This is a genomic window from Jeotgalicoccus sp. WY2 (assembly GCF_018437745.1).
GTDB lineage: Bacteria > Bacillota > Bacilli > Staphylococcales > Salinicoccaceae > Jeotgalicoccus > Jeotgalicoccus psychrophilus.
Window position 1 is genome coordinate 1,661,523 of sequence record NZ_CP049818.1, and the last position, 26,414, is coordinate 1,687,936.

General features: G+C 39.7%; 39 protein-coding genes and 9 pseudogenes. 39 read left to right on the forward strand and 9 right to left on the reverse strand.

Translation table 11 applies throughout. The features are described 5' to 3' along the window. Nucleotides 1-4: 4 nt before the first annotated feature. The 26 genes and pseudogenes from G4D76_RS09640 to G4D76_RS09760 all read left to right on the forward strand — a co-directional run bounded on the left by G4D76_RS09640 (nt 5) and on the right by G4D76_RS09760 (nt 14,166). Entirely contained in the window at nt 5-190 is a 186-nt protein-coding gene (locus tag G4D76_RS09640) for a type Z 30S ribosomal protein S14 (protein ID WP_026859096.1), read from the forward strand. Nucleotides 191-219: 29 nt separating this feature from the next. After that, nucleotides 220-616: pseudogene (rpsH, locus tag G4D76_RS09645) on the forward strand (30S ribosomal protein S8). A gap of 26 nt (nt 617-642) precedes the next feature. Continuing rightward, a pseudogene (gene rplF / locus G4D76_RS09650) lies at nt 643-1,189 on the forward strand (50S ribosomal protein L6). A gap of 13 nt (nt 1,190-1,202) precedes the next feature. Beyond that, nucleotides 1,203-1,565, forward strand: coding sequence for a 50S ribosomal protein L18 (gene rplR, locus G4D76_RS09655; protein WP_026859093.1), 363 nt, complete (start codon nt 1,203-1,205; stop codon nt 1,563-1,565). A gap of 21 nt (nt 1,566-1,586) precedes the next feature. Then, nucleotides 1,587-2,090 carry a 30S ribosomal protein S5 gene (gene rpsE / locus G4D76_RS09660; protein WP_026859092.1) on the forward strand — a complete coding sequence of 168 codons (504 nt, stop codon included), beginning with the start codon at nt 1,587-1,589 and terminating at the stop codon, nt 2,088-2,090. Between the two features lie 14 nt (nt 2,091-2,104). Then, a complete protein-coding gene (gene rpmD / locus G4D76_RS09665; RefSeq protein ID WP_026859091.1) occupies nt 2,105-2,284 on the forward strand; it encodes a 50S ribosomal protein L30 in 180 nt (59 codons plus the stop codon). Between the two features lie 27 nt (nt 2,285-2,311). Then, nucleotides 2,312-2,752, forward strand: a complete 441-nt coding sequence (rplO, locus tag G4D76_RS09670; RefSeq protein WP_026859090.1) for a 50S ribosomal protein L15 — start codon at nt 2,312-2,314, stop codon at nt 2,750-2,752. Beyond that, on the forward strand, nt 2,752-4,053 hold the full coding sequence (secY, locus tag G4D76_RS09675; RefSeq protein ID WP_213809760.1) for a preprotein translocase subunit SecY: 1,302 nt from the start codon (nt 2,752-2,754) through the stop codon (nt 4,051-4,053). The genes rplO and secY overlap by 1 nt, the downstream gene beginning before the upstream one ends. An 18-nt stretch (nt 4,054-4,071) precedes the next feature. After that, the gene (locus tag G4D76_RS09680; protein ID WP_213809761.1) at nt 4,072-4,719 is read left to right on the forward strand and encodes an adenylate kinase; all 648 of its coding nucleotides are present in this window, start codon (nt 4,072-4,074) and stop codon (nt 4,717-4,719) included. A 140-nt stretch (nt 4,720-4,859) separates the two neighbouring features. Continuing rightward, entirely contained in the window at nt 4,860-5,078 is a 219-nt protein-coding gene (infA, locus tag G4D76_RS09685) for a translation initiation factor IF-1 (RefSeq protein WP_017547668.1), read from the forward strand. A gap of 30 nt (nt 5,079-5,108) precedes the next feature. Next, nucleotides 5,109-5,221, forward strand: a pseudogene (rpmJ, locus tag G4D76_RS09690) (50S ribosomal protein L36). 24 nt (nt 5,222-5,245) lie between these two features. Then, a complete protein-coding gene (rpsM, locus tag G4D76_RS09695; protein ID WP_026859087.1) occupies nt 5,246-5,611 on the forward strand; it encodes a 30S ribosomal protein S13 in 366 nt (121 codons plus the stop codon). A gap of 29 nt (nt 5,612-5,640) precedes the next feature. Continuing rightward, the gene (gene rpsK / locus G4D76_RS09700; protein ID WP_026859086.1) at nt 5,641-6,030 is read left to right on the forward strand and encodes a 30S ribosomal protein S11; all 390 of its coding nucleotides are present in this window, start codon (nt 5,641-5,643) and stop codon (nt 6,028-6,030) included. Between the two features lie 80 nt (nt 6,031-6,110). Beyond that, nucleotides 6,111-7,054: pseudogene (locus tag G4D76_RS09705) on the forward strand (DNA-directed RNA polymerase subunit alpha). A 19-nt stretch (nt 7,055-7,073) separates the two neighbouring features. Beyond that, nucleotides 7,074-7,467, forward strand: a pseudogene (rplQ, locus tag G4D76_RS09710) (50S ribosomal protein L17). A gap of 148 nt (nt 7,468-7,615) precedes the next feature. Then, nucleotides 7,616-8,404 (forward strand): energy-coupling factor transporter ATPase, encoded by a 789-nt coding sequence (locus G4D76_RS09715; protein WP_026859083.1) that lies wholly within the window; start codon nt 7,616-7,618, stop codon nt 8,402-8,404. After that, complete coding sequence (locus tag G4D76_RS09720; RefSeq protein ID WP_250129906.1) at nt 8,401-9,129, forward strand: energy-coupling factor transporter ATPase; 729 nt, start codon at nt 8,401-8,403, stop codon at nt 9,127-9,129. Before G4D76_RS09715 ends, G4D76_RS09720 begins: the two co-directional genes overlap by 4 nt. Then, nucleotides 9,116-9,259 (forward strand): hypothetical protein, encoded by a 144-nt coding sequence (locus G4D76_RS15175; RefSeq protein WP_250129907.1) that lies wholly within the window; start codon nt 9,116-9,118, stop codon nt 9,257-9,259. The genes G4D76_RS09720 and G4D76_RS15175 overlap by 14 nt, the downstream gene beginning before the upstream one ends. Then, nucleotides 9,252-10,049: an energy-coupling factor transporter transmembrane component T family protein gene (locus G4D76_RS09725; protein ID WP_213809763.1), complete on the forward strand. Its 798-nt coding sequence runs from the start codon at nt 9,252-9,254 to the stop codon at nt 10,047-10,049. The genes G4D76_RS15175 and G4D76_RS09725 overlap by 8 nt, the downstream gene beginning before the upstream one ends. Nucleotides 10,050-10,054: 5 nt before the next feature. Beyond that, the gene (locus tag G4D76_RS09730; RefSeq protein ID WP_213809764.1) at nt 10,055-10,312 is read left to right on the forward strand and encodes a tRNA pseudouridine synthase TruA family protein; all 258 of its coding nucleotides are present in this window, start codon (nt 10,055-10,057) and stop codon (nt 10,310-10,312) included. A gap of 104 nt (nt 10,313-10,416) precedes the next feature. Then, nucleotides 10,417-10,806 carry a tRNA pseudouridine synthase A gene (locus tag G4D76_RS09735; RefSeq protein ID WP_213809765.1) on the forward strand — a complete coding sequence of 130 codons (390 nt, stop codon included), beginning with the start codon at nt 10,417-10,419 and terminating at the stop codon, nt 10,804-10,806. A 147-nt stretch (nt 10,807-10,953) separates the two neighbouring features. Then, complete coding sequence (gene rplM, locus G4D76_RS09740) at nt 10,954-11,391, forward strand: 50S ribosomal protein L13 (RefSeq protein WP_026859080.1); 438 nt, start codon at nt 10,954-10,956, stop codon at nt 11,389-11,391. Between the two features lie 19 nt (nt 11,392-11,410). Then, entirely contained in the window at nt 11,411-11,803 is a 393-nt protein-coding gene (rpsI, locus tag G4D76_RS09745; protein WP_026859079.1) for a 30S ribosomal protein S9, read from the forward strand. A gap of 116 nt (nt 11,804-11,919) precedes the next feature. Beyond that, entirely contained in the window at nt 11,920-12,471 is a 552-nt protein-coding gene (locus G4D76_RS09750) for an NADPH-dependent FMN reductase (RefSeq protein ID WP_092595597.1), read from the forward strand. A 125-nt stretch (nt 12,472-12,596) separates the two neighbouring features. Continuing rightward, complete coding sequence (locus tag G4D76_RS09755; protein WP_213809766.1) at nt 12,597-13,235, forward strand: DUF4352 domain-containing protein; 639 nt, start codon at nt 12,597-12,599, stop codon at nt 13,233-13,235. Between the two features lie 43 nt (nt 13,236-13,278). Continuing rightward, entirely contained in the window at nt 13,279-14,166 is an 888-nt protein-coding gene (locus G4D76_RS09760) for an NHL repeat-containing protein (protein WP_250130315.1), read from the forward strand. A gap of 52 nt (nt 14,167-14,218) precedes the next feature. Here G4D76_RS09760 and G4D76_RS09765 read toward each other — a convergent pair. Beyond that, a pseudogene (locus G4D76_RS09765) lies at nt 14,219-14,600 on the reverse strand (VOC family protein). 132 nt (nt 14,601-14,732) lie between these two features. Here G4D76_RS09765 and G4D76_RS09770 point away from each other — a divergent pair. From G4D76_RS09770 to G4D76_RS09780, 3 genes and pseudogenes are all read left to right on the forward strand, one after another. Continuing rightward, nucleotides 14,733-15,413, forward strand: coding sequence for a YjjG family noncanonical pyrimidine nucleotidase (locus G4D76_RS09770; protein ID WP_213809768.1), 681 nt, complete (start codon nt 14,733-14,735; stop codon nt 15,411-15,413). A gap of 67 nt (nt 15,414-15,480) precedes the next feature. Then, nucleotides 15,481-16,197: pseudogene (locus G4D76_RS09775) on the forward strand (3-ketoacyl-ACP reductase). Between the two features lie 138 nt (nt 16,198-16,335). Beyond that, a complete protein-coding gene (locus G4D76_RS09780) occupies nt 16,336-17,271 on the forward strand; it encodes a hypothetical protein (RefSeq protein ID WP_213809769.1) in 936 nt (311 codons plus the stop codon). A gap of 43 nt (nt 17,272-17,314) precedes the next feature. Here the strand turns inward: G4D76_RS09780 and G4D76_RS09785 are convergent, their stop codons facing one another. From G4D76_RS09785 to G4D76_RS15180, 3 genes are all read right to left on the reverse strand, one after another. Next, on the reverse strand, nt 17,315-17,824 hold the full coding sequence (locus G4D76_RS09785; RefSeq protein ID WP_026859070.1) for a YfiT family bacillithiol transferase: 510 nt from the start codon (nt 17,822-17,824) through the stop codon (nt 17,315-17,317). Nucleotides 17,825-17,944: 120 nt separating this feature from the next. Further along, nucleotides 17,945-19,318, reverse strand: a complete 1,374-nt coding sequence (locus tag G4D76_RS09790) for a uracil/xanthine transporter (RefSeq protein WP_250129908.1) — start codon at nt 19,316-19,318, stop codon at nt 17,945-17,947. A 114-nt stretch (nt 19,319-19,432) separates the two neighbouring features. Then, complete coding sequence (locus G4D76_RS15180) at nt 19,433-19,774, reverse strand: LysR family transcriptional regulator substrate-binding protein (RefSeq protein WP_371814680.1); 342 nt, start codon at nt 19,772-19,774, stop codon at nt 19,433-19,435. Nucleotides 19,775-19,955: 181 nt separating this feature from the next. Here G4D76_RS15180 and G4D76_RS09800 point away from each other — a divergent pair, with 181 nt between their 5' ends. The 8 genes and pseudogenes from G4D76_RS09800 to G4D76_RS15200 all read left to right on the forward strand — a co-directional run bounded on the left by G4D76_RS09800 (nt 19,956) and on the right by G4D76_RS15200 (nt 23,495). Beyond that, nucleotides 19,956-20,096 (forward strand): SDR family oxidoreductase, encoded by a 141-nt coding sequence (locus G4D76_RS09800; RefSeq protein ID WP_250130317.1) that lies wholly within the window; start codon nt 19,956-19,958, stop codon nt 20,094-20,096. Between the two features lie 66 nt (nt 20,097-20,162). Continuing rightward, complete coding sequence (locus tag G4D76_RS15185; protein ID WP_250129909.1) at nt 20,163-20,522, forward strand: MFS transporter; 360 nt, start codon at nt 20,163-20,165, stop codon at nt 20,520-20,522. Nucleotides 20,523-20,540: 18 nt separating this feature from the next. Further along, nucleotides 20,541-21,410, forward strand: a complete 870-nt coding sequence (locus G4D76_RS09805; protein WP_250129910.1) for an MFS transporter — start codon at nt 20,541-20,543, stop codon at nt 21,408-21,410. A gap of 86 nt (nt 21,411-21,496) precedes the next feature. Then, nucleotides 21,497-21,936 (forward strand): annotated as a pseudogene (locus tag G4D76_RS09810) (YaiI/YqxD family protein). Nucleotides 21,937-21,979: 43 nt separating this feature from the next. Beyond that, a complete protein-coding gene (locus G4D76_RS09815) occupies nt 21,980-22,504 on the forward strand; it encodes a YceI family protein (RefSeq protein WP_213809770.1) in 525 nt (174 codons plus the stop codon). A gap of 70 nt (nt 22,505-22,574) precedes the next feature. After that, entirely contained in the window at nt 22,575-23,042 is a 468-nt protein-coding gene (locus G4D76_RS15190; RefSeq protein WP_250129911.1) for an AEC family transporter, read from the forward strand. Beyond that, entirely contained in the window at nt 23,029-23,259 is a 231-nt protein-coding gene (locus G4D76_RS15195) for an AEC family transporter (RefSeq protein WP_250129912.1), read from the forward strand. Before G4D76_RS15190 ends, G4D76_RS15195 begins: the two co-directional genes overlap by 14 nt. 2 nt (nt 23,260-23,261) lie before the next feature. Continuing rightward, on the forward strand, nt 23,262-23,495 hold the full coding sequence (locus G4D76_RS15200; RefSeq protein WP_250129913.1) for an AEC family transporter: 234 nt from the start codon (nt 23,262-23,264) through the stop codon (nt 23,493-23,495). A gap of 87 nt (nt 23,496-23,582) precedes the next feature. Here the strand turns inward: G4D76_RS15200 and G4D76_RS15205 are convergent, their stop codons facing one another. The 5 genes and pseudogenes from G4D76_RS15205 to G4D76_RS09835 form a co-directional block, all read right to left on the reverse strand. Beyond that, nucleotides 23,583-23,882 carry a DUF421 domain-containing protein gene (locus G4D76_RS15205; protein WP_250129914.1) on the reverse strand — a complete coding sequence of 100 codons (300 nt, stop codon included), beginning with the start codon at nt 23,880-23,882 and terminating at the stop codon, nt 23,583-23,585. 36 nt (nt 23,883-23,918) lie between these two features. After that, a pseudogene (locus tag G4D76_RS16955) lies at nt 23,919-24,047 on the reverse strand (hypothetical protein); the annotation flags it as partial. Continuing rightward, nucleotides 23,990-24,121, reverse strand: a complete 132-nt coding sequence (locus G4D76_RS16050) for a hypothetical protein (protein WP_256440459.1) — start codon at nt 24,119-24,121, stop codon at nt 23,990-23,992. The gene G4D76_RS16050 and the pseudogene G4D76_RS16955, both read right to left, overlap by 58 nt. Nucleotides 24,122-24,248: 127 nt before the next feature. Next, nucleotides 24,249-24,626: a thiol-disulfide oxidoreductase DCC family protein gene (locus G4D76_RS09830; RefSeq protein WP_026859066.1), complete on the reverse strand. Its 378-nt coding sequence runs from the start codon at nt 24,624-24,626 to the stop codon at nt 24,249-24,251. Nucleotides 24,627-25,053: 427 nt separating this feature from the next. After that, the gene (locus G4D76_RS09835) at nt 25,054-25,434 is read right to left on the reverse strand and encodes a RidA family protein (RefSeq protein WP_026859065.1); all 381 of its coding nucleotides are present in this window, start codon (nt 25,432-25,434) and stop codon (nt 25,054-25,056) included. A gap of 233 nt (nt 25,435-25,667) precedes the next feature. On the opposite strand from G4D76_RS09835, the gene G4D76_RS09840 reads away from it, so the two are divergent. Together G4D76_RS09840 and G4D76_RS09845 are read left to right on the forward strand one after the other, a co-directional pair. Beyond that, on the forward strand, nt 25,668-25,889 hold the full coding sequence (locus G4D76_RS09840) for a hypothetical protein (protein WP_213809771.1): 222 nt from the start codon (nt 25,668-25,670) through the stop codon (nt 25,887-25,889). Between the two features lie 71 nt (nt 25,890-25,960). Continuing rightward, nucleotides 25,961-26,413 carry a hypothetical protein gene (locus G4D76_RS09845; RefSeq protein WP_213809772.1) on the forward strand — a complete coding sequence of 151 codons (453 nt, stop codon included), beginning with the start codon at nt 25,961-25,963 and terminating at the stop codon, nt 26,411-26,413. Nucleotide 26,414 lies beyond the last annotated feature (1 nt).

Consider the following 26,414-nt stretch of genomic DNA (forward strand, 5'->3'; position numbering starts at 1 on the left):
TATAGTGGCTAAAAAATCAATGATTGCTAAACAGCAAAAAGAACAAAAATTCAAAGTTAGAGAATATACACGCTGCGAAAGATGTGGTAGACCACATTCAGTACTACGTAAATTCAAGCTTTGCCGTATCTGTTTCCGTGAACTTGCTTACAAAGGGCAAATTCCTGGTGTAAGAAAAGCAAGCTGGTAAGATTCATTATTCGAAAGGAGGCAACTTAAATGACAGTGTCAGATCCAATTGCAGATATGCTAACACGCATTAGAAATGCGAACTGTTAGACATGAAACTTTAGAGATTCCTGGTTCAAACATGAAAAAGGAAATCGCTGCTATTTTGAAAACAGAAGGTTTTGTTAAAAATGTAGAATACATCGAGGACGATAAACAAGGTATGATTCGTGTATTCATGAAATACAGCAACGAAAACGAACGCGTTATTACTGGTTTGAAACGTATTTCTAAACCTGGACTACGTGTTTATGCTAAAAGAGAAGAATTACCAAGAGTACTTAACGGTCTTGGAATTGCTCTTATTTCAACATCAGAAGGCGTGCTTACAGATAAAGAAGCTCGTAAAAGAAATCTTGGCGGGGAAGTTCTCGCATACGTTTGGTAATTTAATAAAACAGGAGGTGCAAAGTAATGAGTCGTGTAGGTAAACGTCTTATTGACATTCCAAGTGACGTAACAATTGACATTAAGGACAATACTATTACAGTAAAAGGTCCTAAAGGTGAATTAGTTAACTCATTTAATGAAGCAATGACATACAATCTTGAAGATACTACTCTAGAAGTAGTTCGCCCAAGTGAATCTAAAGAACACCGTACAGTTCACGGAACAACTCGTGCACTTATCAACAACATGGTTGAAGGTGTATCAAAAGGTTTTGTTAAAGAACTTGAACTTATCGGAGTTGGTTACCGTGCTCAAATGCAAGGTAAAAAATTAGCGCTAAGCGTTGGTTTATCACACCCGGTAGAATTCGAAGCAACTGATGATCTTGCGATTACAGTTGACGGCAATACTAACATTAAAATTGAAGGTATTAATAAAGAGGCTGTTGGTGCTCTTGCATCTAACATCCGTAAAGTACGCCCACCAGAACCATACAAAGGTAAAGGTATTCGCTATAAAGGTGAAAACGTTCGCCGTAAAGAAAGGTAAAACTGGTAATAATAATAAGTGAGGAGTGAACATCAATGATCGCGAAAATTGACAAGAACAAAGTACGTCAAAAAAGACATGGTCGCGTGCGTAACTTACTTTCAGGTACGTCTGAAAGACCACGTTTAAATGTTTACCGTTCAAACAAGCATATCTATGCTCAATTAATTGATGACACTGCGCAAATTACACTTGCAAGCGCGTCTACTAAAGACACTGAATTCAAAGGCGAATCAGGATCTAACGTAGAAGCAGCTAAAGAAGTCGGAGCTCTAATTGCCAACCGTGCAAAAGACAAAGACATCGTTAAAGTAGTATTTGACCGTGGTGGATATTTATATCATGGACGTGTTAAAGCGTTAGCTGATGCAGCACGTGAAAACGGACTGGATTTCTAAAAAAAAGGAGGGACATATTTCATGGCTCAAAGAAGAGAAAGAGAAGTACAAGAATTTGAAGAGCGCGTTGTAACGATCAACCGTATCGCTAAAGTAGTTAAAGGTGGTCGTCGTTTCCGTTTCTCAGCTTTAGTAGTAGTTGGGGACAGAAAAGGACGTGTAGGTTTCGGTACTGGTAAAGCTCAGGAAGTTCCTGAAGCAATTAAAAAAGCAATCGAAGCTGCTAAGAAAAATCTAGTTGAAGTACCTATCGTTAATGGTACTGTACCTCATGAAGTAATCGGACGATTCTCATCAGGTAACGTACTCATGAAACCTGCTGCTCCTGGTACAGGGGTTATCGCGGGCGGACCGGTTCGTGCCGTATTAGAATTAGCTGGTGTTACTGATATCTTAAGTAAGTCACTTGGTGCTAACACACCAATTAACGTAGTTCGCGCTACTGTTAAAGGCTTAACTGAACTTAAAGATGTTAAAGAAGTTGCAAAACTTAGAGATAAAACTGTAGAAGAGATTCTAAACTAAGGAGGGAATAGTCAATGGCAAAAGTGAAAGTTACCCTCACTAAGAGTGTTATCGGTAAACCGCAGACACAAAGAGAAACAGTTACAGCATTAGGACTTAGAAAAATGCACCAGACTGTTGAGCATGAAGATACTCCTCAGTTAAGAGGACAGATTGCTAAAGTCGGTCATTTAGTTACAGTAGAAGAGAAATAATGATAAAATAAAGTAGGAGGTGCGAAGATGAAATTACACGAACTTAAACCAGTTGAAGGCGCGCGTAACAAACGTAACAGAGTTGGACGCGGTATGTCATCAGGTAACGGTAAAACATCCGGTCGCGGTCATAACGGGCAGAAATCTCGTTCTGGCGGTAAAGTTGGTCTTACTTTCGAAGGTGGACAATTACCACTTTTCCGTAGTATTCCAAAACGCGGATTCACAAACATCAACCGTAAAGATTACGCAATTGTAAATATTACTGCGTTAAACCGTTTTGACAATGGTACAGAAGTAACTCCTGAACTTTTAATCGAATCAGGAATTGTTAAAAACGAAAAATCTGGAATTAAGATTTTAGGCAACGGTAACTTAGAGAAGAAGTTGACGATTAAAGCGCACAAATTTTCTAGTTCAGCTGTAGAAGCGATTGAGCAACAGGGCGGAACTCATGAGGTGATCTAATGGTCGGGACGATATCGAATTTCTTTAAAATTAAAGAAATACGTAATAAGATACTGTTTACTTTGGCAATGCTAGTTATTTTCAAAATCGGTACTTACATTCCAGTTCCCGGCGTAGATCCAAGTGTTTTTGACACTGGCGCATCCGGGAGCGGAGTTTTAGATTTAATGAATACATTTGGCGGTGGAGCGCTCATGAACTTCTCTATCTTAGCGATGGGGATAATGCCGTACATTACGGCTTCAATCGTGACGCAGCTGCTTCAAATGGACGTAGTTCCAAAGTTTGCTGAATGGGCAAGACAAGGTGAAGTCGGAAGACGGAAACTGGCTCAATTCACTAGGTATTTCACGATCGTTTTAGCCTTTATCCAGGCTATCGGTATGTCATTTGCATTTAACCAAATGTTCGGCGGTAACCTGATCGATGACAATAATGTTGGATCTTATCTGCTTATCGCTTTAATTTTAACTACAGGTACTGCTTTCCTTATGTGGCTTGGTGAGCAAATCACTACACATGGTGTCGGTAATGGTATTTCAATCATTATCTTTGCAGGTATCTTAGGTGCACTTCCAAGTGCATTAATTCAGCTTTATCAGTCAAGATTCACAGGTTCGGCGGATGTAACAATGGCAGTACTGCAAATTGCTGGTATTGTAATATTCCTTATTCTTCTTACTGCGTTTGCAGTGTTTATCTTACAGGCGATTCGTAAGATTCCAGTGCAATATGCAAAAGGACAGAGTACACCCGGGTCACAATTGGCACCGCAATCAACATTCTTACCGTTAAAAGTTAACCCGGCAGGGGTTATCCCGGTAATCTTTGCAATGGCATTTCTGATGATGCCTCAAACACTGACATTATTTTTCCCGGATGCAAACTGGGCACAAACGGTAGCCCGTTTTGCTGACCCGTCTGACTGGATTGGAATGATTGTCTATGTTGTCCTGATTATCGCATTTGCTTACTTCTATTCATTTGTACAGGTGAATCCTGAGAAGATGGCTGACAACCTGAAAAAACAGGGCAGTTATATTCCGGGTATCCGCCCAGGTAAAAACACACAGGATTATATTACTTCTGTTTTATACAGACTAGTATTTGTAGGCTCTGTGTTCCTTGCAGGTATTGCAATTTTACCACTCTTAATTACGAAGTTTATGGACTTGCCGCAGGCAATTCAAATTGGGGGGACGAGCTTGCTGATTGTTATCGGGGTTGCTCTTGAAACGATGAAACAATTGGAAGCTCAGGCTAACCAAAGAGAATACCGCGGATTTAGAAAGCGTAGATAAGTAGGAGGAAACAGAATAATGAACATTATTATTATGGGCTTGCCTGGTGCAGGTAAAGGTACTCAAGCTGCGAAAATAATCAAAAAATACTCGATTCCTCATATCTCTACAGGAGATATGTTCCGTCTCGCGATTAAAAACGAGACGGATTTAGGAAGACAGGCCAAGGCATTTATGGACCAGGGAGAACTTGTTCCCGACGAAGTAACGGTTGGTATCGTGAAAGAGCGTCTTTCTCAAAGTGATGTAAAAAATGGATTTTTACTGGATGGTTTCCCTAGAACTGTCGAACAGGCAGAAGCATTGAATAACATCATGACAGAGCTTGACTCTAAGATCGATCAGACTATATATGTTGAAGTGCCTGAAGAGGAACTGATGAACAGACTGACTGGCCGACGCATTTGTGAAACTTGCGGTGCGACTTATCATCTAGTGTTTAACCCGCCTAAGACAGAGGGTATTTGTGACTTAGACGGCGGTAAATTATACCAGCGCGAAGATGACAATCCGGAAACAGTACAAAACCGTCTGGAAGTCAATATTAAACAGACAGCACCACTTCTAGATTTCTATAAAGGTCTTGGAGTTCTAGCTACAGTAGATGGCTCAAAAGATATAGAAGAAGTTTTCGAAGAAGTCGATGAAATTCTTAATGGCTTATAGAAATGTTCACCTTGCAGCAATTTAGGTGAATGTTGCTATGTCTATATGTATACGAGAGAGTCGTTATTAGACGAAGTGAATCGTCACCTAGAGCAAATTTCTATAATAGGAATTGAAATGCTGTATAAGGAGGAAAAGAAGTGAGTAAACAAGATGTAATTGAACTGGAAGGTACAGTGCTTGATACTTTACCAAATGCAATGTTCAAAGTAGAATTAGAAAATGGTCATGAGATATTAGCTCATGTATCAGGTAAAATTCGTATGAACTATATACGCATACTTCCTGGTGATAAAGTAACAGTTGAGATGTCACCATATGACTTAACACGTGGCAGAATCACTTATCGTTTTAAATAAGAGACTCCATATTCTAAGGAGGTAAAAAACATGAAAGTAAGACCATCAGTAAAACCTATCTGTGAAAAATGTAAAGTTATCCGCAGAAAAGGAAAAGTAATGGTAATTTGTGAAAACCCTAACACAAACAAAAACAAGGTTAATATTTAATTTGGAGGTGCAAAGATATGGCTCGTATTGCAGGAGTTGACGTACCACGTGACAAACGTGTTGTAATTTCTTTAACATATGTTTTCGGTATTGGACCAACACGCGCTAGCGAAATTTTAGCTAAAGCATCAGTTGATCAAAATACTAGAGTTAAAGATCTTACAGAAGATGAGTTAAACAAAATTCGTGAAGTAGTAGACGCGTATAAAGTCGAAGGTGACTTACGCCGTGAAACTAACTTAAACGTTAAACGTCTTATGGAAATCGGTTCTTACAAGGGAATGCGTCACCGTCGTGGTTTACCAGTTAATGGTCAACACACTAAGAACAACGCAAGAACTCGTAAAGGTCCAATTAAAACAGTAGCGAACAAGAAGAAATAAATAGTTACTAAAGTAAAGGAGGATAAAAAATGGCTCGCAAACAACAATCACGTAAACGTAAAGTGAAAAAGAATATAGAAGCAGGTGTAGCACACATCCGCTCAACTTTTAACAATACAATTGTTACAATTACTGACGAGTTCGGTAATGCTCTTTCATGGTCATCTGCCGGTGCATTAGGGTTTAGAGGTTCTAAGAAATCTACTCCTTTCGCAGCACAAATGGCTTCTGAAACTGCTTCTAAAGCAGCGATGGAACACGGTCTTAAAACTGTAGAAGTTACAGTTAAAGGTCCTGGTGCCGGTCGTGAAGCAGCTATCCGTGCACTTCAGTCAGCCGGACTTGAAATTACAGCTATCAGAGATGTAACTCCAGTTCCACACAATGGCTGTCGTCCACCTAAACGTCGTCGTGTATAAGAAATATAAAATCGCTTAAGTAGTTGGGAACAATATTATTTTCTAATATTTTCGGCGTTTAAAGGGAGGATATGTTACACATGATCGAAATCGAGAAACCTAGAATTGAGACAGTAGAGGTATCGGAAGATTCTAAGTTTGGTAAGTTTGTCGTAGAACCTTTAGAAAGAGGTTATGGGACAACACTTGGGAACTCCTTGCGTCGCATTCTTTTATCATCATTACCAGGTGCGGCAGTTAAGACGATTGAAATAGAAAATGTACTTCATGAGTTTTCGACAATAGACAATGTTGTTGAAGACGTGACTACAATTATTACTAACCTCAAGAGCCTTGCTTTAAAAATCTATTCTGAAGAAGAAAAAACTTTGGAAATTGATTTTAGCGGTGAAGGTGTAGTGACTGCAGCTGATATTACTCACGACAGTGATGTGGAAATTTTAAACAGAGACCTTAAGATTGCAACAGTATCTAAAGGCGGAAGCTTGAAATTACGCATGACAGCAGATCGTGGTCGAGGATATACTCTTGCAGACGGTAATAATAAAGCTGATATGCCAATTGGTGTAATTCCAATCGACTCTATCTATACACCGATAGAACGTGCGAATTATACTGTTGAAAATACACGTGTAGGACAAAGTACAAACTTCGATAAGCTTACTCTTGATGTATGGACTGATGGTTCACTTACTCCTCAGGAAGCAGTATCATTGGGTGCTAAAATTCTCACTGAACACTTAAACATTTTTGTCGGTCTTACTGATGAAGCACAAAATGCGGAAATCATGATCGAGAAAGAAGAAGATCAGAAAGAGAAAGTACTTGAAATGTCTATTGAAGAACTTGACTTATCAGTACGTTCTTATAACTGTCTGAAACGCGCTGGTATTAACTCTGTTCAGGAACTTACTGATAAAACAGAAGCTGATATGATGAAAGTGCGTAATCTGGGACGCAAGTCACGGAAGAAGTTAAATTTAAACTTGAAGACCTTGATTTAGGTCTACGTAAAGAAGACTAGTCATAAAGGAGGAGAAATAATGGGTTACAGAAAACTTGGACGTACACCAAAGAAAAGCGATGTTACGCGACTTAGCAACTTCATTAATCGTAAGTGAGCGCATCACTACTACTGAAGACCGTGCTAAAGAATTACGTAAACTTGCAGACCGTTTAGTTACACTAGGTAAACGCGGTGACTTAGCAGCGAAAAGACGTGCTGGTCAAACTGTACGTAACGTAGAAATCATCAATGAAGATGGTTCAACAAGTTATGCACTTCAAAAATTATTTGAAGACATCGCTCCACGTTTCGCAGATCGTCAAGGCGGTTACACAAGCATCAAGAAGCTTGGAACTCGTCGTGGTGACGGAGCTGAACTTGTAATTATCGAATTCGTAGAAGGCGCTTCAGTTACAACTGAAGAAGCGTAAACTTTTAAAAGCAGAGTGAGTGTTATGATGGTGAGCCCGTAAGGGCTCATTCGTCTAGCTCGACGTATCCTGCAATATAACAATCAGTGCGCGACTCTTATTGCAGGGTACGCGCTTTTTTTACATAAAATTTTAAAGGGGTGGAAATATGATTTCATTAAAAGATATTGCATTTAAATACCGGGCGGAAGAATCATACGCCCTGGATCATATCTCCATCCCTTTCAATGCGGGGGAATGGACTTCGATAATCGGGCATAACGGCTCAGGGAAAAGTACATTGGTAAAAATTATCATGGGTATTATTGAAGAATACGAAGGTGAAATTTACGTTGGCGGTGAACTTTTAACCGATGAGAACAAGCAGCTGCTAAGACGTAAGTTTGCGATTGTCTTCCAGAATCCGGATAACCAGTTTGTCGGAGCAACTGTTGAAGATGATGTTGCATTCGGCCTTGAGAATCTGGGTCTCGAACGGGAAGAAATGATCGAACGTACAGAGTATGCTCTCAGTCTCGTTAATATGCTCGAATTCCGTACACATGAACCCCACCGTCTGTCAGGCGGGCAGAAACAGAGAGTCGCAATCGCAGGTGCACTTGCGATGCAGCCGGAAGTACTTATTCTCGATGAAGCGACATCAATGCTGGATCCTAAAGGACGAACAGAAGTGCTGTCTATCTTATGCAGACTGCATGAACAACTGGATACAACGATTCTTTATATTACTCATGACTTAACTGAAATTGAACGGAGCGACAGAGTCATCGTGATGAACGGCGGGGCAATTGTCGGTCAGGGTTCAGTGGAAGAAGTGTACAGGGATAAGAAACTGCTGCAGGAGAGTAATTTAAAAGTACCGTATACGGTAGAAATTTCAGATGCACTGCTCGACGGCTCTTATATGACACATGAAGAACTGGTGGTGCGATTATGACGATAAAGTTTGCGGATGTAAATGTGTTTTATAACCGTAAGTCTCCATTCGAATATCTGGCGTTAAAAAATATAAATACGACATTTGAATCGGGGAAGTTTTATGGATTAATCGGTCATACAGGGAGCGGTAAGTCTACGCTGATTCAGACGATGAACGGCTTGATTCTGCCGAGCTCGGGTACAGTTGAAACAGACGGTGTTGTACTGCAGAAGAAAACAAAGCAAAAGGTTATCCATCAGGCAAAAGCTAAAGTCGGCATGGTGTTTCAGTTTCCGGAGCACCAGCTGTTTGAAAGTACAGTATTGAAAGATGTAATGTTCGGACCGATGAATATGGGAGTCAGTGAAGAAGCTGCCAAAGAAAAAGCGTGCTACTATCTGGACCTTCTTAATGTTCATGAATCACTACTTGAGAAAAGTCCTTTTGAACTTTCGGGCGGGCAGATGAGAAAAGTTGCAATCGCAGGAATTTTAGCGATGGAGCCGAGTATTTTAATACTGGACGAACCGACAGCGGGTCTTGACCCGCTAAGTCATGATGAAACAATGCAGCTGTTTTACGATGTGTATAAAAAAATGGGTATTACAGTAATTTTAATTACACATGATATGAATGATGTTTTAGAGTTTACAGATGAAGTGAAAGTCATGGCTGAAGGACAGCTTGCAGGAGAAGGCGGGACTGCTGATATAAACCGACAGTCATTTTATGAAACATTATAACCTGGAAGTTCCCCGCGTGATTCAGCTTGTTCAGGATTTATACGAAAAAGGCATAGTATTAAACGGCACTCCAAAAAATACAGCTGAATTTATTGAGCTGTATAAGGAATGGAGGCAGAATAATGCTTAGTTCGATGCTGCTCGGGAGATATATCCCGGGAAATAGTATGATTCACAGCCTGGACCCGAGAGCGAAAAATCCTAACTGTATTCTATTTATGATTATTGTGTTCTTTGCAAATCACTGGCTCGGCTATGGTTTGTTAATACTGTTTGTCCTGGCGATGACTAAACTGGCAGGCTTATCAATCAGATTTCTGTTTAACGGTTTAAAGCTTATTTTTATCCTGTTAATATTTACATTTCTGATGCATCTGTTCTTAACTAAAGGCGGAACGGTACTAATTGACGGCGGGTTCTTCACAATCGAATCAGAAGGACTTGTTACCGGTATTTATATTACAATCCGGCTGATTCTTCTCGTTGTGATTACGACGCTGATGACGCTGACAACAAGTCCGATTGAACTGACGGATGCGATTGAAAAACTATGCAGACCGCTTAAAGCTTTAAAAGTTCCTGTGCATGAAATTGCGATGATGATGTCGATCTCATTGAGATTTATTCCAACGCTGATGGACGAAACGGAGAAAATAATTAAAGCACAGAGTGCACGCGGCTCGACATTTATGACAGGGAATTTAAAACAGCGCATTAATGCACTGGTGCCGATATTCATTCCGCTCTTTATGTCTGCGTTTAAGCGTGCTGAAGAAATGGCGATTGCTATGGAAGTCAGAGGCTATCAGGGTGAAGAAGGCAGAACGCACTACCGTCTCCTGTCCTGGGAAACACGGGATACAATTGCGCTCCTCGTGCTTGTGTTATTCGGCGCATTATTAATATTTGTAAGGCAGTGAACTAAATGAGAGTGGCAGTAAACATTTCATATAACGGACGGAACTTCAGCGGATTTCAGTATCAGCATGACTTCCGGACTGTGCAGGGCACGATAGAAAAACAGCTGAAACGGATGCACAAAGAATTTAACGTATTCATGCATCATCACGAACACGCAGGCGTACATGCTGTGGAGCAATATTTTCATTTCGACACTCCCCTAGACATACCGCCTGAAAAATGGAAATTTATTTTAAACAGAGCGATGCCGGATGATGATTAATGACGTGCAAATTGCCGCTGACGACTTTCATTCCCGGTTTGATGCAGCTGGGAAGACCTACCCTATAGGTCTACACGGGTACTAAAAACCCGTTTTACGACGGATTGAAGACGCATTACCCATATGCGCTGGATATCGCAGCGATGAAAGAGGCAATGCACCCGTTTATCGGCACACATGACTTTACGACGTTCTCCAGTGCCAAGGGAGAAATTAAAAATAAAGTGCGGACAATTAAAGAATTTAAAGTGCTTGAAACAAACGACGGCTTTGATTTTGTCATTACCGGTACGGGCTTTCTGTATAACATGGTGCGCGTCATTGCAGCATACGTTCTGGAATGCGGGAGAGGTATCAGAACGCCGGACACGCTGAATATGATTGCAGCTAAGGACAGAACAGTTATTCCTAAAACAGCACCGGCCGAAGGTCTTTATCTGGAAAAAGTATGGTATAAAAATGTAAAAGTTGTCATGAAAACATTGACTTTATGACGGTTCGATTATTAATAATTAACGGTACATTTTTATATCCATCCATGATTAATAGGCCCCGGAAACTTATTAGGATAATGAATATAAAAAGACAAAAACGACTAATTTAAAACGACAATATAGAACGAGATTTAGGAGGAAATTACTATGGATCAAACGTTTATGGCTAATGAGTCAACTATCGAACGTAAATGGTTTGTTGTAGATGCAGCGGGTAAAACATTAGGTCGCTTATCTACAGAAGTAGCAACAATATTACGCGGGAAACACAAACCAACTTTTACACCTCACGTAGATTCAGGTGATTACGTTATCGTAATCAACGCTAGTGAGATCGTATTAACAGGTAAAAAAGATTCACAAAAAATCTACTACAGACACACAGGTCATGTTGGTGGAATCAAATCAGTATCAGCTGGTGAATTAAGAGAGAAAAACCCAATGAGATTATTAGAAACTTCTATCAAAGGAATGTTACCTAAGAATCCATTAGGACGTAAACAAGGCAAAAAATTATTTGTATACGGTGGAGAAAATCATCCACACGTTGCACAACAACCTGTAAACTACGAGTTACGTGGTTAAGGACTAGGAGGGAAAACATTTGGCTAAAGTAGAATATCAAGGAACTGGACGTCGTAAGCACTCAGTTGCACGTGTACGTTTAGTACCAGGTGAAGGTAAAGTAACAGTTAACGGACGCGATATGAGAGACTATCTTCCATTTGAAAGCTTAATTTTAGATTTAAACCAGCCATTCTCAGTTACAGAAACAGAAGGTAACTACGATGTATTGGTAAATGTTCACGGTGGTGGCTTCACAGGTCAGGCACAAGCAATCCGTCACGGTATTGCAAGAGCTTTACTTGAAGCAGATCCGGAACACCGCGGCGCGCTGAAAAGAGCTGGACTCTTAACACGTGACCCACGTATGAAAGAACGTTACAAATACGGACTTAAAAAAGCCCGTCGTTCTCCACAATTCTCAAAACGTTAATATATATTTATATATGGAAAGCACTTCCCGGAAATGGGGAGTGCTTTTTTGTCTAAACTCATCTCATCATTTATACTTGAAGTGTGTTAACTATTATTAGGAAGGATGATTTTAATATGACAAAAGTTGGTATTATAGTCGGAAGTCTTAGAAAAGAATCTGTCACTAGAAAACTTGCCGAAAACGTCGCTGAATTATTCCCGTCTGAATATAAAACAGAATTTATCGATATTGGAGATTTACCTTTGTATAACGAAGATATCGATACAGAAGCAGGTGCGCCTCCGGAATACGATGAATTCCGCAGTAAATTGAATGAAGTTGATGCGGTAGTGTTTGCGACACCTGAGTATAATCGATCGATGTCCGGCGCAATGAAGAACGCATTGGATGTTGGATCGCGTCCATACGGACAGAGTAAATGGGATGGGAAACCTGCATTAGTCATGAGTCAGTCTCCATCAAATTTAAGCGGATTTGGTGCAAATCACCATTTACGCCAATCACTGGTATTCTTAAATATGCACCCGCTACAGCAGCCCGAAGTGTATATCGCCAACTCATTTGATTTAGTTGATAATGATGGGAAAATTAATAACGAGGGAACAGTGGAGTTCCTGCAGTCTGCTGTTGATGCCTTTGTTGAACTGGTTAAGAAATTTAAATAATGACGAGTTAATAAATTAAAAGCACTCCCGATTTTGGGAGTGTTTTTAATTTTTGGCTAAAAATCGAAAAGAAGTAATGTTACAATAAACAGGTTACTTTATATCTTAAGCTAAGGGGAGAGATTATGATGAAGAAATATTTATATTTTGCTGGTATTGCTCTACTTCTTATGATGGCGGCATGCGGCAACAGTGAATCGGAACAGGAGCCCGAAGAGAATACTGAAGCGGACGAGACGGTTCTGGATGATGACGAAGATAACGCTTCAGAACAGGAACCTGAAGAGAGTGCCGCAGCGAACGAAGGAGCCTCGGAGGATGGTGAATATCATCATGTAGGCGATACAGTTGAACTGGAAGAATCAATTATGATTAATCAGCCGTATACATTAACAGTGAATGACTTTACACTGACAAGAGAGTTTAAAGGAAAGCCAATGGAAGAGTACCTTATTGGTTTTGAAGAGGATACTGGATTTTATCTTGCTGTTGTAGATGTTACTGTAACTAATAACGGAGAAGAAGCATTTAAATTCGAAGAGAATTCAAATCTGTCTCTGATGGAAACTGATAGAGAAGGTTTTAATTATATGGAAGCATATGCTGTAGAAGAAGAGCTTACTACAGATATTAATCCAGGTGAGTCGTTAACGATGGAACTGCCGTTTGTAGTGAACGTAAATAATTCTGAAGGAAATTACTACTTTTATATAGATCCGCCAAGTTCTGTGTTCCAGGAAGTTTATGAACTGACAGAACAATAAAAAATGATGAGCACTCCCGGTACCGGGAGTGCTTTTTTTGTTAATGTGGTATTGTACAGTAAAACAGGAATTTTACTCAGGAGTGATTATAAGTATGGATTACCAGGTATTCGGATTAGGAGACAGAAAATACAGAGTGGACAGTCAATGGGCAGAGGACAAAGCAACACACTACCTCAAGAATATTACGGCTGTATCAAATGATGATGAGGGATATATATACGTTCTTCAGAGAAGCGACCCTTTTATGCTGATTTTTAATGCTGAGGGAAAGATGATCAATCAATGGCGTAATAAGGAAATTACAGATGCACATTACGTGGAAATCAGTCCGGCAGGTGAAGTTTTCGTAGTGGAAAGGGATCATCACAGAATCGCAGTTTTCAATAAAGATGGAGAACTGCTCCGTATGTTGGGAGATAAAAATAACCCTGGAAATACGGGTGAGCCATTTAATCATCCTTCGGATATTGCATTCTCAAAAGATAATAATATGTACGTTTCGGATGGATACGGTAATACACATGTTCATCATCTTAATCCTTCCGGAGAATTAGTAAAAACATGGGGAAAAATCGGTTCGGAACAAGGAAGCTTCATTACACCACATGCGATTTTAGTGGATCAGAAAGACAGAGTACTTGTAACTGATAGGGAGAATAACCGGGTGCAGATTTTTGATCAGAACGGAAAGTATTTAAAAGAGTTATCCAATGTTTATCATCCTATGGATATATATCAGGATAAAGACGGTTTTATCTATGTGACCGACCAGGTTCCTGCTCTCTATGTGTTTAATTCTGAAGATGAATTTATCGGCAGATGCAGGACATTTGGAACGTTTGGACATGGTTTAACGGTGGATAAGCATGGTGATATATACATTGCCGAGATGCTGCCGGATGGACTGACAAAACTCAGTTTGATTTAAAATAAGAGGAGCTGGGACAAAAGCCTAGAGATATTTATGTCCCAGCCCCTTTTCACTGTTCGATAAGCTGTATTAAATTGCCGCATGTATCGTTAAATATTGCGAGTTTTATGTCACCGGCTGCTGTCGGTTCCATCGTAAATTCTACACCATGTGATTTTAAGCTCTCGTATTCTTTATCAATGTTATCTGTTCCGAACATCGTTGCAGGTATTCCCTGCTGCATGAGGCTGTTGATAGTCCTGTGCTGCAATATTGTCATTCGGTTCAAGGACGAGCTCCGTACCGTGCTCGTTGTCTTTAGAGACGACTGTAATCCATCTGAAGTTTCCTGCTGGCACGTCATGTTTTTTAACGAAGCCGAGGATATCGGTATAGAAAGCTAATGCTTTGTCCTGATTATCAACGAACAGGCTGGTAACGATTATATTCATCATTGCACCTCATCTGTTTAGATTATACTTTAAGAATATAATAATTCAGCATACAAATGAAAGCATTGAGTATCTTATTATTGATATCGTGGACTTTGAGTTTACAACTAAATAATTTACGGGAGTAATTGTATGTATAAAGCTATTTTTCTTGATATCGATGATACAGTATTTAACTTTAAAAAATGCAGCGAGAGTGCGTTAAAGGAAACTTTTTCAATGCTCAATCTTGAATATAACAAAGATGTGTTTGAATCGTTCTCGGCAATTGATGAACGTTTATGGAAACAGCAGAAAGCAGAACTGTTGTCAGTGGCAGATGTACTGAATATAAGGTTCGCTGAGTTATCTGAGACACTTAGCTTGAATTATGACAGCAATCTCGCTAAGGAGCATTTCGGAAGTCTACTTGGCGAACAGCACATTATGGAACCTGGCATTGAAGCTGTGTTAAAAGAGATATCATCGGATTATGTAATATATGCAGCTTCTAACGGTGTACTGACAATGCAGAAGAACAGACTGCAGCTGTCGGGGCTGCAGGAATACTTTACTGATTTGTATGTTTCTGATGATATCGGATATGCAAAACCAAATATAAACTTCTTCACAGAAAGTATGGACAGGGCGAAGTTAAAACCAAATGAAATACTGATGATCGGCGACAGTTTAGTTTCTGACATTGCTGGAGCCCGCGGGGCAGGTATTGATTCAGTCTGGTACAATCCTTACAGCTTGGAGAATTTATCTAAAATATATGCAGACTATAAGATTAAACATCTGCATGAATTAACTGGTATTTTGAATTCATAAGTTATGTTAAACGTATGGAATATGCTAAAATCATTAATGAGATAAATGAACTAAAGGAGATTTCAACATGCAAAACATAAGCGGTAAAACAGCATTAATTAAGGTGCAGGTCGCGGTATCGGACGTGCGACAGCAATTGCTCTTGCAGCAGAGGGTGTGTAAATATCGGACTGGTTGGCCGTTCGATTGAAAATCTGAAGAGTGTTCAGGAAGAGCTTAAAATCTATGATGTTAAAACAGCAGTAGCTGCAGCAGATGTATCGGATATCGATGCGATTACTTCAGCAGTAGAATCAATACGCGGTGAATTAGGTCCTATAGATATTCTGTTAAACAACGCAGGTATTTCGAAATTCGGCAGCTTTATGGAGCTGACTCCTGAAGAGTGGACGAACATTTTAAATGTTAATGTTAACGGCGTCTATTACACAACGCGTGCAGTACTGCCTGAAATGATCGAACGCAATACAGGCGACATCATTAACATTTCATCAACTGCCGGACAAAAAGGCGGCGCAATTACAAGTGCATACTCTGCGTCGAAAGCGGCAGTGATCGCTTAAGTGAATCACTGATGATGGAAGTGCGTAAGCATAATATCCGTGTGACAACATTAACTCCAAGTACAGTCGCAACTGATATGGCTGTTGAACTTAATTTGACTGACGGCAATCCTGATAAAGTAATGCAGCCGGAAGATTTGGCTGAACTGATTGTCGCACAGCTTAAATTAAACAAACGTGTTGTACTGAAACACGCTGGACTATGGTCAAATAATCCATAAGTAAATATAATTTTTCAACACTGTCTGATAAAAATCAGGCAGTGTTTTATTATTTTGGGTAAATATGGGTATAGGTTAACAATGTTACATACAGTCAGAGTTGATTAAAAGGGAGACGGAAAGACAGGGGGAGAGGCTATGAGGCTGTTAATACTTATGCTGACAGGGGCATTTATATTGGCGGGGTGCGGAGATACTGACGAAGTGCCGATTGATGAACCTGAAAGTAGAGAGACAGAAAAAGAAACGACAGAAGTAGTGGAGGAAGAGGGAAATACTGAATCTGAAGAAATGTCTAATGCTGACAGCGGTGAAAACAGAGAGGCTGAATCAGATGGCGAAGAAACTGAAAACGAAACAGTAGAAGAGCCGGCAGAACCCGTTAATGTAATGGACGGTATTGAAGTTGTAGCAGGCTACTGGATTAATTACAGCGGTGAAGACGATGCACGGGGTCATATGATACGTACAAATCCGATAGAGTACAATGCGGGACAGGATTATACTGTAACAACGGCTTCTTATGTTTCGTATTTTTACGGCGATGAATTTATAAAAACAAATAACTATGGACATGACGGCCCGCACATTATAGAAAGTGTGCCTGAAGCGGATCGTTTAATAGTGAGCTTTAGTGAACCGGAAAAAGATACGGTCCAGCTGATTAATGAAGCATTGGAAGATGCGTCAGCAGGTAATGAAGTAAATACGACACCTGATGAGCTCATTGGACGGGGGCAGCCGGTTGAAGAGGGAATGACAGGCACGATTATGTTCGGTCAGGATTTCCTGACAGGAGATGATGTATTTACCGGTGAACGGATTGATGATGAAGGTAATTTTGTTGATGATGAAAGCTATTACGTAACAGGTGCTCTGGCATATAAAACTTCAGAGGACTATATCATTACAGCACCTGCTTATATTAGTTATTACTCTGGGCGCAGATTTATAGAAACAGTTGAGATTACAGCAGTGCCAGCATATCTTCCTGAAGTTAATGGAGCGAACTATATTAACATCAGTTTCCAAGAGAATCATCTGCTCGATTTAAATATTATTGAGCTGGAATAAAAAAATCTCCCTTTGAAATGTTTTCAGAGGGAGATTTTAGTGTTTATTTTGATAATGCAATTTTAATATGTGCTAAATGATGTTCTTCATGCCATGATAATTTCGCAACCTTTGTTCCGACAGAGATTTCACCATTAACCTCATGTGTGAACACGCGCTTTAACTGATCTTCAGTTAAGCTGCTGCCAAGCGCGACCACACGCTCATTTATACCTTCAAGCATTTTAATAGAACTCTCTACCGGGAGATTACTGTCCGGTAAGACTGCCCATTCATTCTGAATGAATTCCGGCACTTTAGGATTATTATCAGTTAAGGCGAGTTTCAGACGCTGATACATATTCAGCTGTGAATCAGCGATATGATGTACAAGTTGACGAACGTTCCAGCTGCCTTCGCGGTATGTTTTGTTCAGCTCTTCGTCAGACAAAGAATCAACCTCCACACGTAAGCGCTCTGTGTAAGTAGCGGTGTCTTCCAACCATTTTTCGATATCCGATAAAGCTATGTTTTCAGGTACTTGCAATTGACCAATAGGAAATTTTACGTCCATGTTCAAACCCCTCACTTTATTCATTATATGATTCTACTTTAACATAATGATAAAAATATACATTGTGACAGGGGCATAAAGAAAAGCCCTGTCCGTTTGGACAGAGCTTTTTTACGTTACTTATAATTTATTAACAGGTTCTTCTTTTTCAATATTCTTACCAATGTTGTTGGAGATTGTCGCACCGACTTTATCCCAGTTCATGAAGTTTTCCATTGCGATGGAAATTATCGTACCCATTAACAGGCCGCTTGATAATAACGGCTGCACGTAGCCTGGCAGGCTTGCGAATGCTGAAGCGGGTACTGCCATAAGGACAAGTCCTAAGAACATAGGAATCGCTGCACGGTAAATATTGAGGCTGTTGAATTCCACAAGTTTGAACCAGTCCCACGCTGAACCGAAAAGTTGTACGTATGATACGAATAAGACCGCACACCCGACACTTAACGGATCATCGATCGTAAAGAATGAACCGATTTGAGGAATAGCACCCATAACGAAGAACATTGCCGCACCGAAGATAAACGGCATACGTTCGTAAATTTTAGTCTGCTGAATAAAACCGATTGATGATACGAAAGGTGAGTATGGTACCAGTCCTAAGAATCCTGGAATAATTGTCATAACACCAGTAATCGTAAATGAGTTTCTGTAATCTTTACTCGTTGAAGGTGAATCCGGATAGATTGGATCTGTTCCTTTAATTGAGCCGTACTGTTTAGATAAGTTAAGCATACCTGTAATCACTACTGTAAGTATAATTCCGATATTCCACGCAGGTGAACCCAGCGGGAACCAGAAAATTTCCAGGGAGCTTGCTGCACCGCCTGCAAGCTGAGTGTCCTGACCGAATAGTAATAAGTACGCCGGCCAGCCGATAATAATACCGATAAGCATTGCATACTGCGATAATTTATTTGAACCGCGAATTGTTAAAATCAGTACAAGGGTAACAATTACGAATGACAGAATTGCCGGTCCAACTTGAATTTCAGTCGGGCCTTCTCCGCCGCCAAATGGCAGGCCGACCATGCCTTTGAAGAAACTGATACAAAGAGATACACCGAATAAAAGCATGAATACACCCATAACACTCGGGTTAAATAATTTCTCCAGGTAGTAACCAACACCTGTTAAACCGATAATTACAGTAAGAATTCCTGTAATAATTAATCCTGTTGCGATGCTGCCGCCAACTTCTGCAATGGGCATACCCTGTGCTGCAGCAAGTGAAGATAATGCGAGCAGCACTCCCCACCAAAGGCCGGAAGGTCCGTCCATAATCGGTCTTCTGTGTCCGATAAATACCTGCATCAAACAAGCGATTCCGCCGAGAATAAATGAAAACTGCATTGTACTGACGATTTCTGCCTGTGACAGATTAAAAGCTGCCCCCATCGTAATCGGTACAACGACTGTATTAATAAATATATACATTAACCATTGAAGTCCGCCAAGCCAGTTATCGACATTTTTAAAATGTTTCATCATGTCTTATATCACACCGTTTCCTATTTAATTATAATTTATAATAACCTACCCTATAATATAGAAAGATATGTTAAAAATCATTGTCTATAATAGCTAAAATTAAAATATTTTTTATCATAAGTTATCAAAATATGCCTGTGATTTTTTAATGAATGCCTGTGATATTTTCGTCGGATACATATACTTATGTTTCAGAAAGCCGATAGTGCGTGTGAAATCTTTATTTTCAATCTTTAAATGTTTGACCTGATGATCATAAATATTCATCGATGTCTCGGGTGTGAAGGCGACACCATGACCTTTTTTAACAAGCTGGAGTATAGCTGTTGCTTCTTCAACTTCCACCTGATAATACGGAGAAAACCCAGTGGCTTGTAAAATGTTGTCTGTCAGCTGGGGGAAACTGTATTGATTAGTCAGCCCGATAAAAGGGATGTTTTCATCCAGTGCTGTCAGGTTACAGAATCCTTTTTGGCTTCGCTAAAATATTTTGGTACGGTTAGATATATATCTTCAGTATAGAGTGGCAGCCACTCTATATTATTATGTTCAATACGTTCTGTCGTAATACATAAATCATACTTTCCATTTTCAATAAACTGATGAAGATTTTCCTGAGACAGGGGCACCTGCTGGAATTTCAAAAGAAGCGGTACCGACACGTAACTTCGGTCAGGTAGATCAAGTTACTGACTTAGCAGTATTCTTAGCATCTGATGAAGCTAAATTTATGAACGGCGCAATTGTACCAATCGACGGTGGATTTACAATCCAATAATAATTATTTTAAAAAAGATTATTAGGGAAGCAAGTTTAATTGCTTCTCTATTTCATGGGAGGACATATGAAAAAACAAGATAAATTTCATTACGCATGGTGGATAATGATAGCGAGTGCTGCGATTTACGCAGCAAGTGTTGGTATTATTATCAGCTGTGCACCGATTTTATATCGCGCTGTCGCACAGGATTTAAAAGTTGGGGTATCTGAAATCAGTTTATATACTTCTATTATGTATATAGTCGTTACAATTTTACTGCCTTTTGCAGGAAGAATATTAAACCGATTCGATATACGATATATTTTAACAATCGCAGGGATTATTAATGCGGTGGCATTTGGTTTAATGGGTACTTATAACTCGGTTATACCTTTTTATATTTCAGGTGTGGCTTTAGGGATAGGGAGTACATTTTTAATTTAAGGTTCAATTCCTTTAATTATGAACAACTGGTTTAAAGCAAAAGCAGGTACGTCTTTAGGCTTCGCTATGGCATTTATGGGAGTCGGCGGTGCAATTTTCGCTCAGGTGACAGGTATTTTAATCGAATCAATCGGCTGGCGCCAGACATATATGGCACTTGGTGTAATTGTGGCACTGTTAATTCTGCCATTTACTATTTTTGTTATTCGTTCTAAACCGGAACAGCTGAATATGAAAGCTTACGGTGAAGATGAAGTGGATGTTGAAAATACTAAAGTCGATAAAACACCGGCAACAGGTGTTGAGAAACGAACTGCATTAAAATCACCGGCGTTTTATCTGGTGTTATTATTTACCTGTCTGTTTGGACTCGCTTCAACGGTCAGTTTCCATGTGCCGAACTTTGTTGAATCGATCGGCTTTACAGCTGCAATGGCGGCAACAGGTGTGACATGTGTAACAATCGGTCAGACGGGCGGAAAATTTATGCTCGGAGCAATCAATGATAAATTCGGAGTTAAATCTGCGCTGTTTGTCGGTATCGGCGGCGGAATGATTGGTGTTGTTGCATTAATAATTTCTGATTCATTCGGCATAGGTATGCTGTACCTTGGTGCACTGCTGTTCGGCATAGGGTTCTCAGGGTCTACATTATTACCGCCTGTAGTTATTCGTGAAGTATTTGGCGGACGGGATTATGCGTCAATTTATACGACGATTATGTCGGCATCAACACTGGGTGTCGCAGTCGGAACGACATTGTTCAGTTATTTATACGATGCGAGCGGTTCATACTATATAGTGTTTATTATCGTAATTATACTCTTTGTTGTGACGATTTCATCAAGTCTGTTCTCGCTGAATTGGAAACGAAAATTAAATTATTAATATTCAGGCTCATAATATCTTTTAGGAGATATTGTGAGCTTTTTCTATTTATAAAACTGCTATACTGAACTTAAGAGGTGTGGGATATGAAAGTAATTATCGATGCGGACGCCTGTCCGGTGAAGGATATCGTAACGAAAGAAACTAGAGAAAAAATATAGACGTCGTACTTGTATCAAGCCTGTCGCATTTCAGTTCAAGAGAACTGGATTCGCATGTCAAAGCTGTTTACGTCGACGCAGGACCGGATGCAGCGGATTATAAAATTGTCCAGCTGGCTGAAGCGGGGGACATTATCGTCACGCAGGATTACGGCCTGGCATCACTGCTCTTGCCAAAGGGCTGTACAGTACTGCATCACACAGGATTTGAGTATAATAAAATGAACATGGATCATATGCTTGAAACACGTCATATGAGCAGTATAATCAGAAGAGGCGGCGGACGGACAAAAGGACCGAAAGCACTGTCTCAGGATGATAAACAAAAGTTTACTGATTTATTTATAGATGCACTTAACAAATAAATTCGTACAGAATGAATATCAATTATAAATATAGGAGGATACTATGGATAAATATATTATTGATACACTGAATTCTCAAGTGAGCTTTGAAGTTACATATATGATGATGACCAAAATTACAGGAACATTTAATGATTTTAAGATTTCGATTGAGGCGAATGATCTGATTAATCTGACCGGTGCAAAAATATACGGAGAAGCGGATGTTATGTCGATTGATACCAACGTAAAGGAAAGAGATGAACATTTACGTTCAGAGGAATTTTTCAATGCCGAAAAATATTCTAAAGTTACATTCGAATCAACAGAAGTGAGAAAAGCCGGGCAGACTGTAAAAGTATTTGGGGATTTAACGATAATGAACCACACTGAAAATATTATGATAATTCTTTATAACAAAGGTGTCCGGACAAATCCGTGGGGAACTGAAGTATATGGATTTGAAGGGGAATTTGAACTGAAACGCACTGATTATGGATTAACATGGAACAAATCATTAACAAATGGCGGTATACTAGTCAGTAATAAAGTTAAAGTGATGGCTTCACTTCAGTTCAGCAAATTATAAAAAGGATAATGACAGCTCTTATTTATTAAATATTTTTAAGCTTTTATAATTTTTAGGAAAGAGGCATTATATGACGGAATTCCTTTTTATCTTAAGCAACGTTATGCTGCCTATAGCGATAATCGTCTTTATCGGTTACTTTTCGCAGCTGAAATTAAACTTAGACAGACCGACACTCGGCAAGCTGATGGTGAATTATATTATCCCGGGATTCATATTTATGAACCTGTACAGCTCGGACATAGACTTTAGCCTGCTGTTATACATAATGATGTTTTTATTTATATTTGCGCTTATTTCTTACCTTGTATCGAGAGTTATAGCAGCAATATCAGGAGTGAAAGGGCAGCACACCGTGCTATTTACAAACTCAAGTCTTTTTTATAACGCTGGAAATTATGGTGTGCCGGTCAATGACCTTGTATTTAAAAGTGACCCGTTTGCCATGAGTGTCCAGGTTATGGGTCGTGTTCCAAAATATTATCGCGTACTCATACGGTATATTTGTGTTGAGTGCAGAAAATGTGGGGAAATTTAAAGCACTTCTCGGTTACTTTAAAATGCCGATTTTTTACGGATTATTTTTAGGGCTGTTATTTAATTACTTTAATATCAGTCTGCCTACACCTGTTCTGTCATCACTGGATTACATAAGAGATGCGATGATTGGTATGGTGCTATTTATACTTGGTACGCAAATTGCGGGAATCAGGTTCAGACATCTGCGGTTCAGCGCTTTTATGCCACAGCGGTAAAATTGTTAATCATCCCGGCGATGGCACTGCCGTTACTGTTCTTATTTAACGTGGACGGCGTCGTTGCGCAGGCGATATTGATTACAACTGCAATGCCCGCTTCAGTAAACAGTTCTGTCATTGCCCAGCAATACAGCGATGATCCGGAATATGCAGCAGAAATCGTGATGATGAGTACATTATTGAGTGCAATTACGCTGCCGCTTGTAATATATACGGCACTGAATATTTTTTAGATAAGAATAACTGTGAGTGCGCCGCCGTGAACTGACGGTGGCACAGAAACAGTAATTGCGCGCCACCGTGAACTGACGGTGGCACGCTTATTTTTTTACTTCGCTGAATAGTGGAGAATCCAAGTCTATATTCTCCTCGCCTGATTTTTTATTGATAATAGAAAGACTGCCATCTGTTTCGATTATGACAGCCTTTACGTCAGACATATCGCCGCTGCCGTTTGAACGAATAGCCTGTTTTATCTCGGTTTCCACAATGCGTTCTTTCTTCATGTTTTCATAATGGAATTCTCCATTGTGAAAGAGCAGGGAAGGAGAAGCTTTTATATATTTACTTACCAGACTGCTGTGAACTGAGAGTTTGGTAATAATATACTGCATAATCATCAGGACTAAAAAAGCTGTAATACCTTGAGTGATAGTTACATTACGGTTGATAAGAATACTTGCGAGTATTGAACCAATCGCTACTGTTACAACAAAATCAAAGGCGTTCAGCTGTGAAAGTGATCTTTTCCGCTGGCCCGGATGATAACGATAACAGAAGTATATGCCATTAAACCAATCAGCACGGTTCTTAATATGACATCCGGTCCATCAAATATTAGTTTGTCGAATTCAAGCAATGATAAAACCTCCTGTAAATTTAAATAGTTAGTATTATTTACCCTGCATACACCGGGATAATTATTGAACCGACTGGTATGTTTTTCTATAAAAAAGAAGCTGCTGTACATCAATGATGTGCAGCAGCTATTTTAAATACATATCAAGAAACTTTTGATTCGGACGTTCACATACATTTTTTACAGGTATATTTTTGCGGTATTTCGCGATGAGTTTATAAATCGTATCTCTTATAAACTTAGGAACAAGTTTAAGCAGTATAACGGGTTTAAATAATCGATTAGCATCTGCAAGCATGTGCAGTACTGCATCCGAGTGTATATAAGTTCTGCCTTCAGCAATATAAATAACGCTGTCTATATCGTTGTCAGGCGTATAGTTTTCTTTTGTCCATTCAGTATTAAAATCGGTAATACGGAGTTCGGGATTTTCGTTAATGTCTACAGTGAAACGCACGAAGAAACTGCAAAAGTTGCATTCGCCGTCAAAAATCAACACTTTCATAGTAACGCCTCCTCAATTGTATTTTATCATATCAGTTCTGGGACTGGCATGACAGAGGCTCATGTGTATCCGAGACTCTCAGGGTTGGCATGATCGAGTCTCATGTGTATCCGGAACTCCCGGGACTGGCATAATCGAGTCTCATGTGTATCCGAGACTCTCAGGGTTGGCATGATCGAGTCTCATGTTATCCGGGACTCCCGGGACTGGCATGATTAAGACTCATGTGTATCCGAGACTCTCAGGGTTGGCATGATCGAGTCTCATGTGTATCCGGGACTCTCAGAGTTGGCATGATCGGGTCTCATATGTATCCGGGACTCTCAGGGCTGGCGTGACAAAGTCTCATACCAGTTCCAGCTATCAGAAAGCACAAATAAAGCAAAAAAGCAGAACCCGGCAATCGGATTCTGCTTTTTCTCAATTATTATTTCTTAACGATCATTTCAATTTCAACTTCTGCACCAAGCGGAAGTTCCAATACTGCGACACATGTGCGTGACGGGTATGGTGCGCTGAATTTCTCTTTATACACTTCGTTCATCGCATCGAAGTTCTTCATCGTTGTCAGGTATACGTTAACTTTAACAACCTGTTCTTCTGTAACACCCATATCTTCCATTACATCGAATAGATTATTGAATGCAACTTCAGTCTGTTTCGCAATATCTCCAGTTAAATCTTCTGTAACATCCAGTCTGTTTTTTGCTGTCTGTCCCGAGAAGTAGAGAAAGTCTCCGGCGTCTGTAACGTGTGAATACGGTCCGGAGCTGCTCACTGTTTTTGTGTTGAATGCTTTTCTGCTCATAAAACAACCTCCTAATAGTAATAATTTAATCATAGCATTTTAAATTGAATAGAATAGTTTAGTGAGAATCTATTAGTGTAAAAAGGTCTATCCAACATCGATAAGAATAAGTGAGTTTCCGATGAGCAAATTATAGGGTATATAGGGTACAAATGCTGTTATAGTATATGGTAGAAGATATTAAAGTGTTTATCGACTTACGATAAAACGATTTTAAAAATGAGGTTTGGCTTATGCAATATACAGTTAAAGAGTTACTGACGCTTGAAGAATTGCAGGATGCAGAATATATCGGCACAAAACAAAGTCTCTCGAAGAATATAAAAGGCATTACAGTAATAGATTCACCAGATATTTCATTATGGCTAAAGAGGAGAGACGATACTCACAAGTTTCTTCCCGGTAAAAGATCTAAACGACGAAGAGATGAAGGATTGGATGCACAAGCTTGCTGATAAAAAATCAGCGCTCTGATTGTAAAGCTCCGAGAAGAGTTTGACAGCATCCCGGCTCCTGTAATGGAAGTGTGCAAAGAGAAAATATTCCGATTATATCGCTGCCGACAGCTGTTCCGTTTATCGATATTATTTATAAAGTGACGCGCAAAATTTTTAATCAGGATGTTGAAAAGCTCGAGTACTTCAGAGAGATTCATCTCCGTTTTACCGAGCTGTCGATTCAAAATGTCAGCGATGAAGTGATTATCGAAACGCTGGAGTCGCTGATCGGCAATCCCGTGACCATTTATAACGAGCTTTTTAAAGTAATTGCGACAACGGACAGTGAAGTAGAACTGTTTTACGAATCGGATAAGTTTCAGGTGGAAGAAAACATTAAGAACACGATCTTCCGATTTACCGCAGATTCGTTATTATCCGAACTGCAGGACCGCGAGTGTGCAGATTATGATTCCGATAACGACAGTGAACCAGACGAAAGTTATGCTCGTTATCAGTGCAATACATTCAGGTTTCAATGAT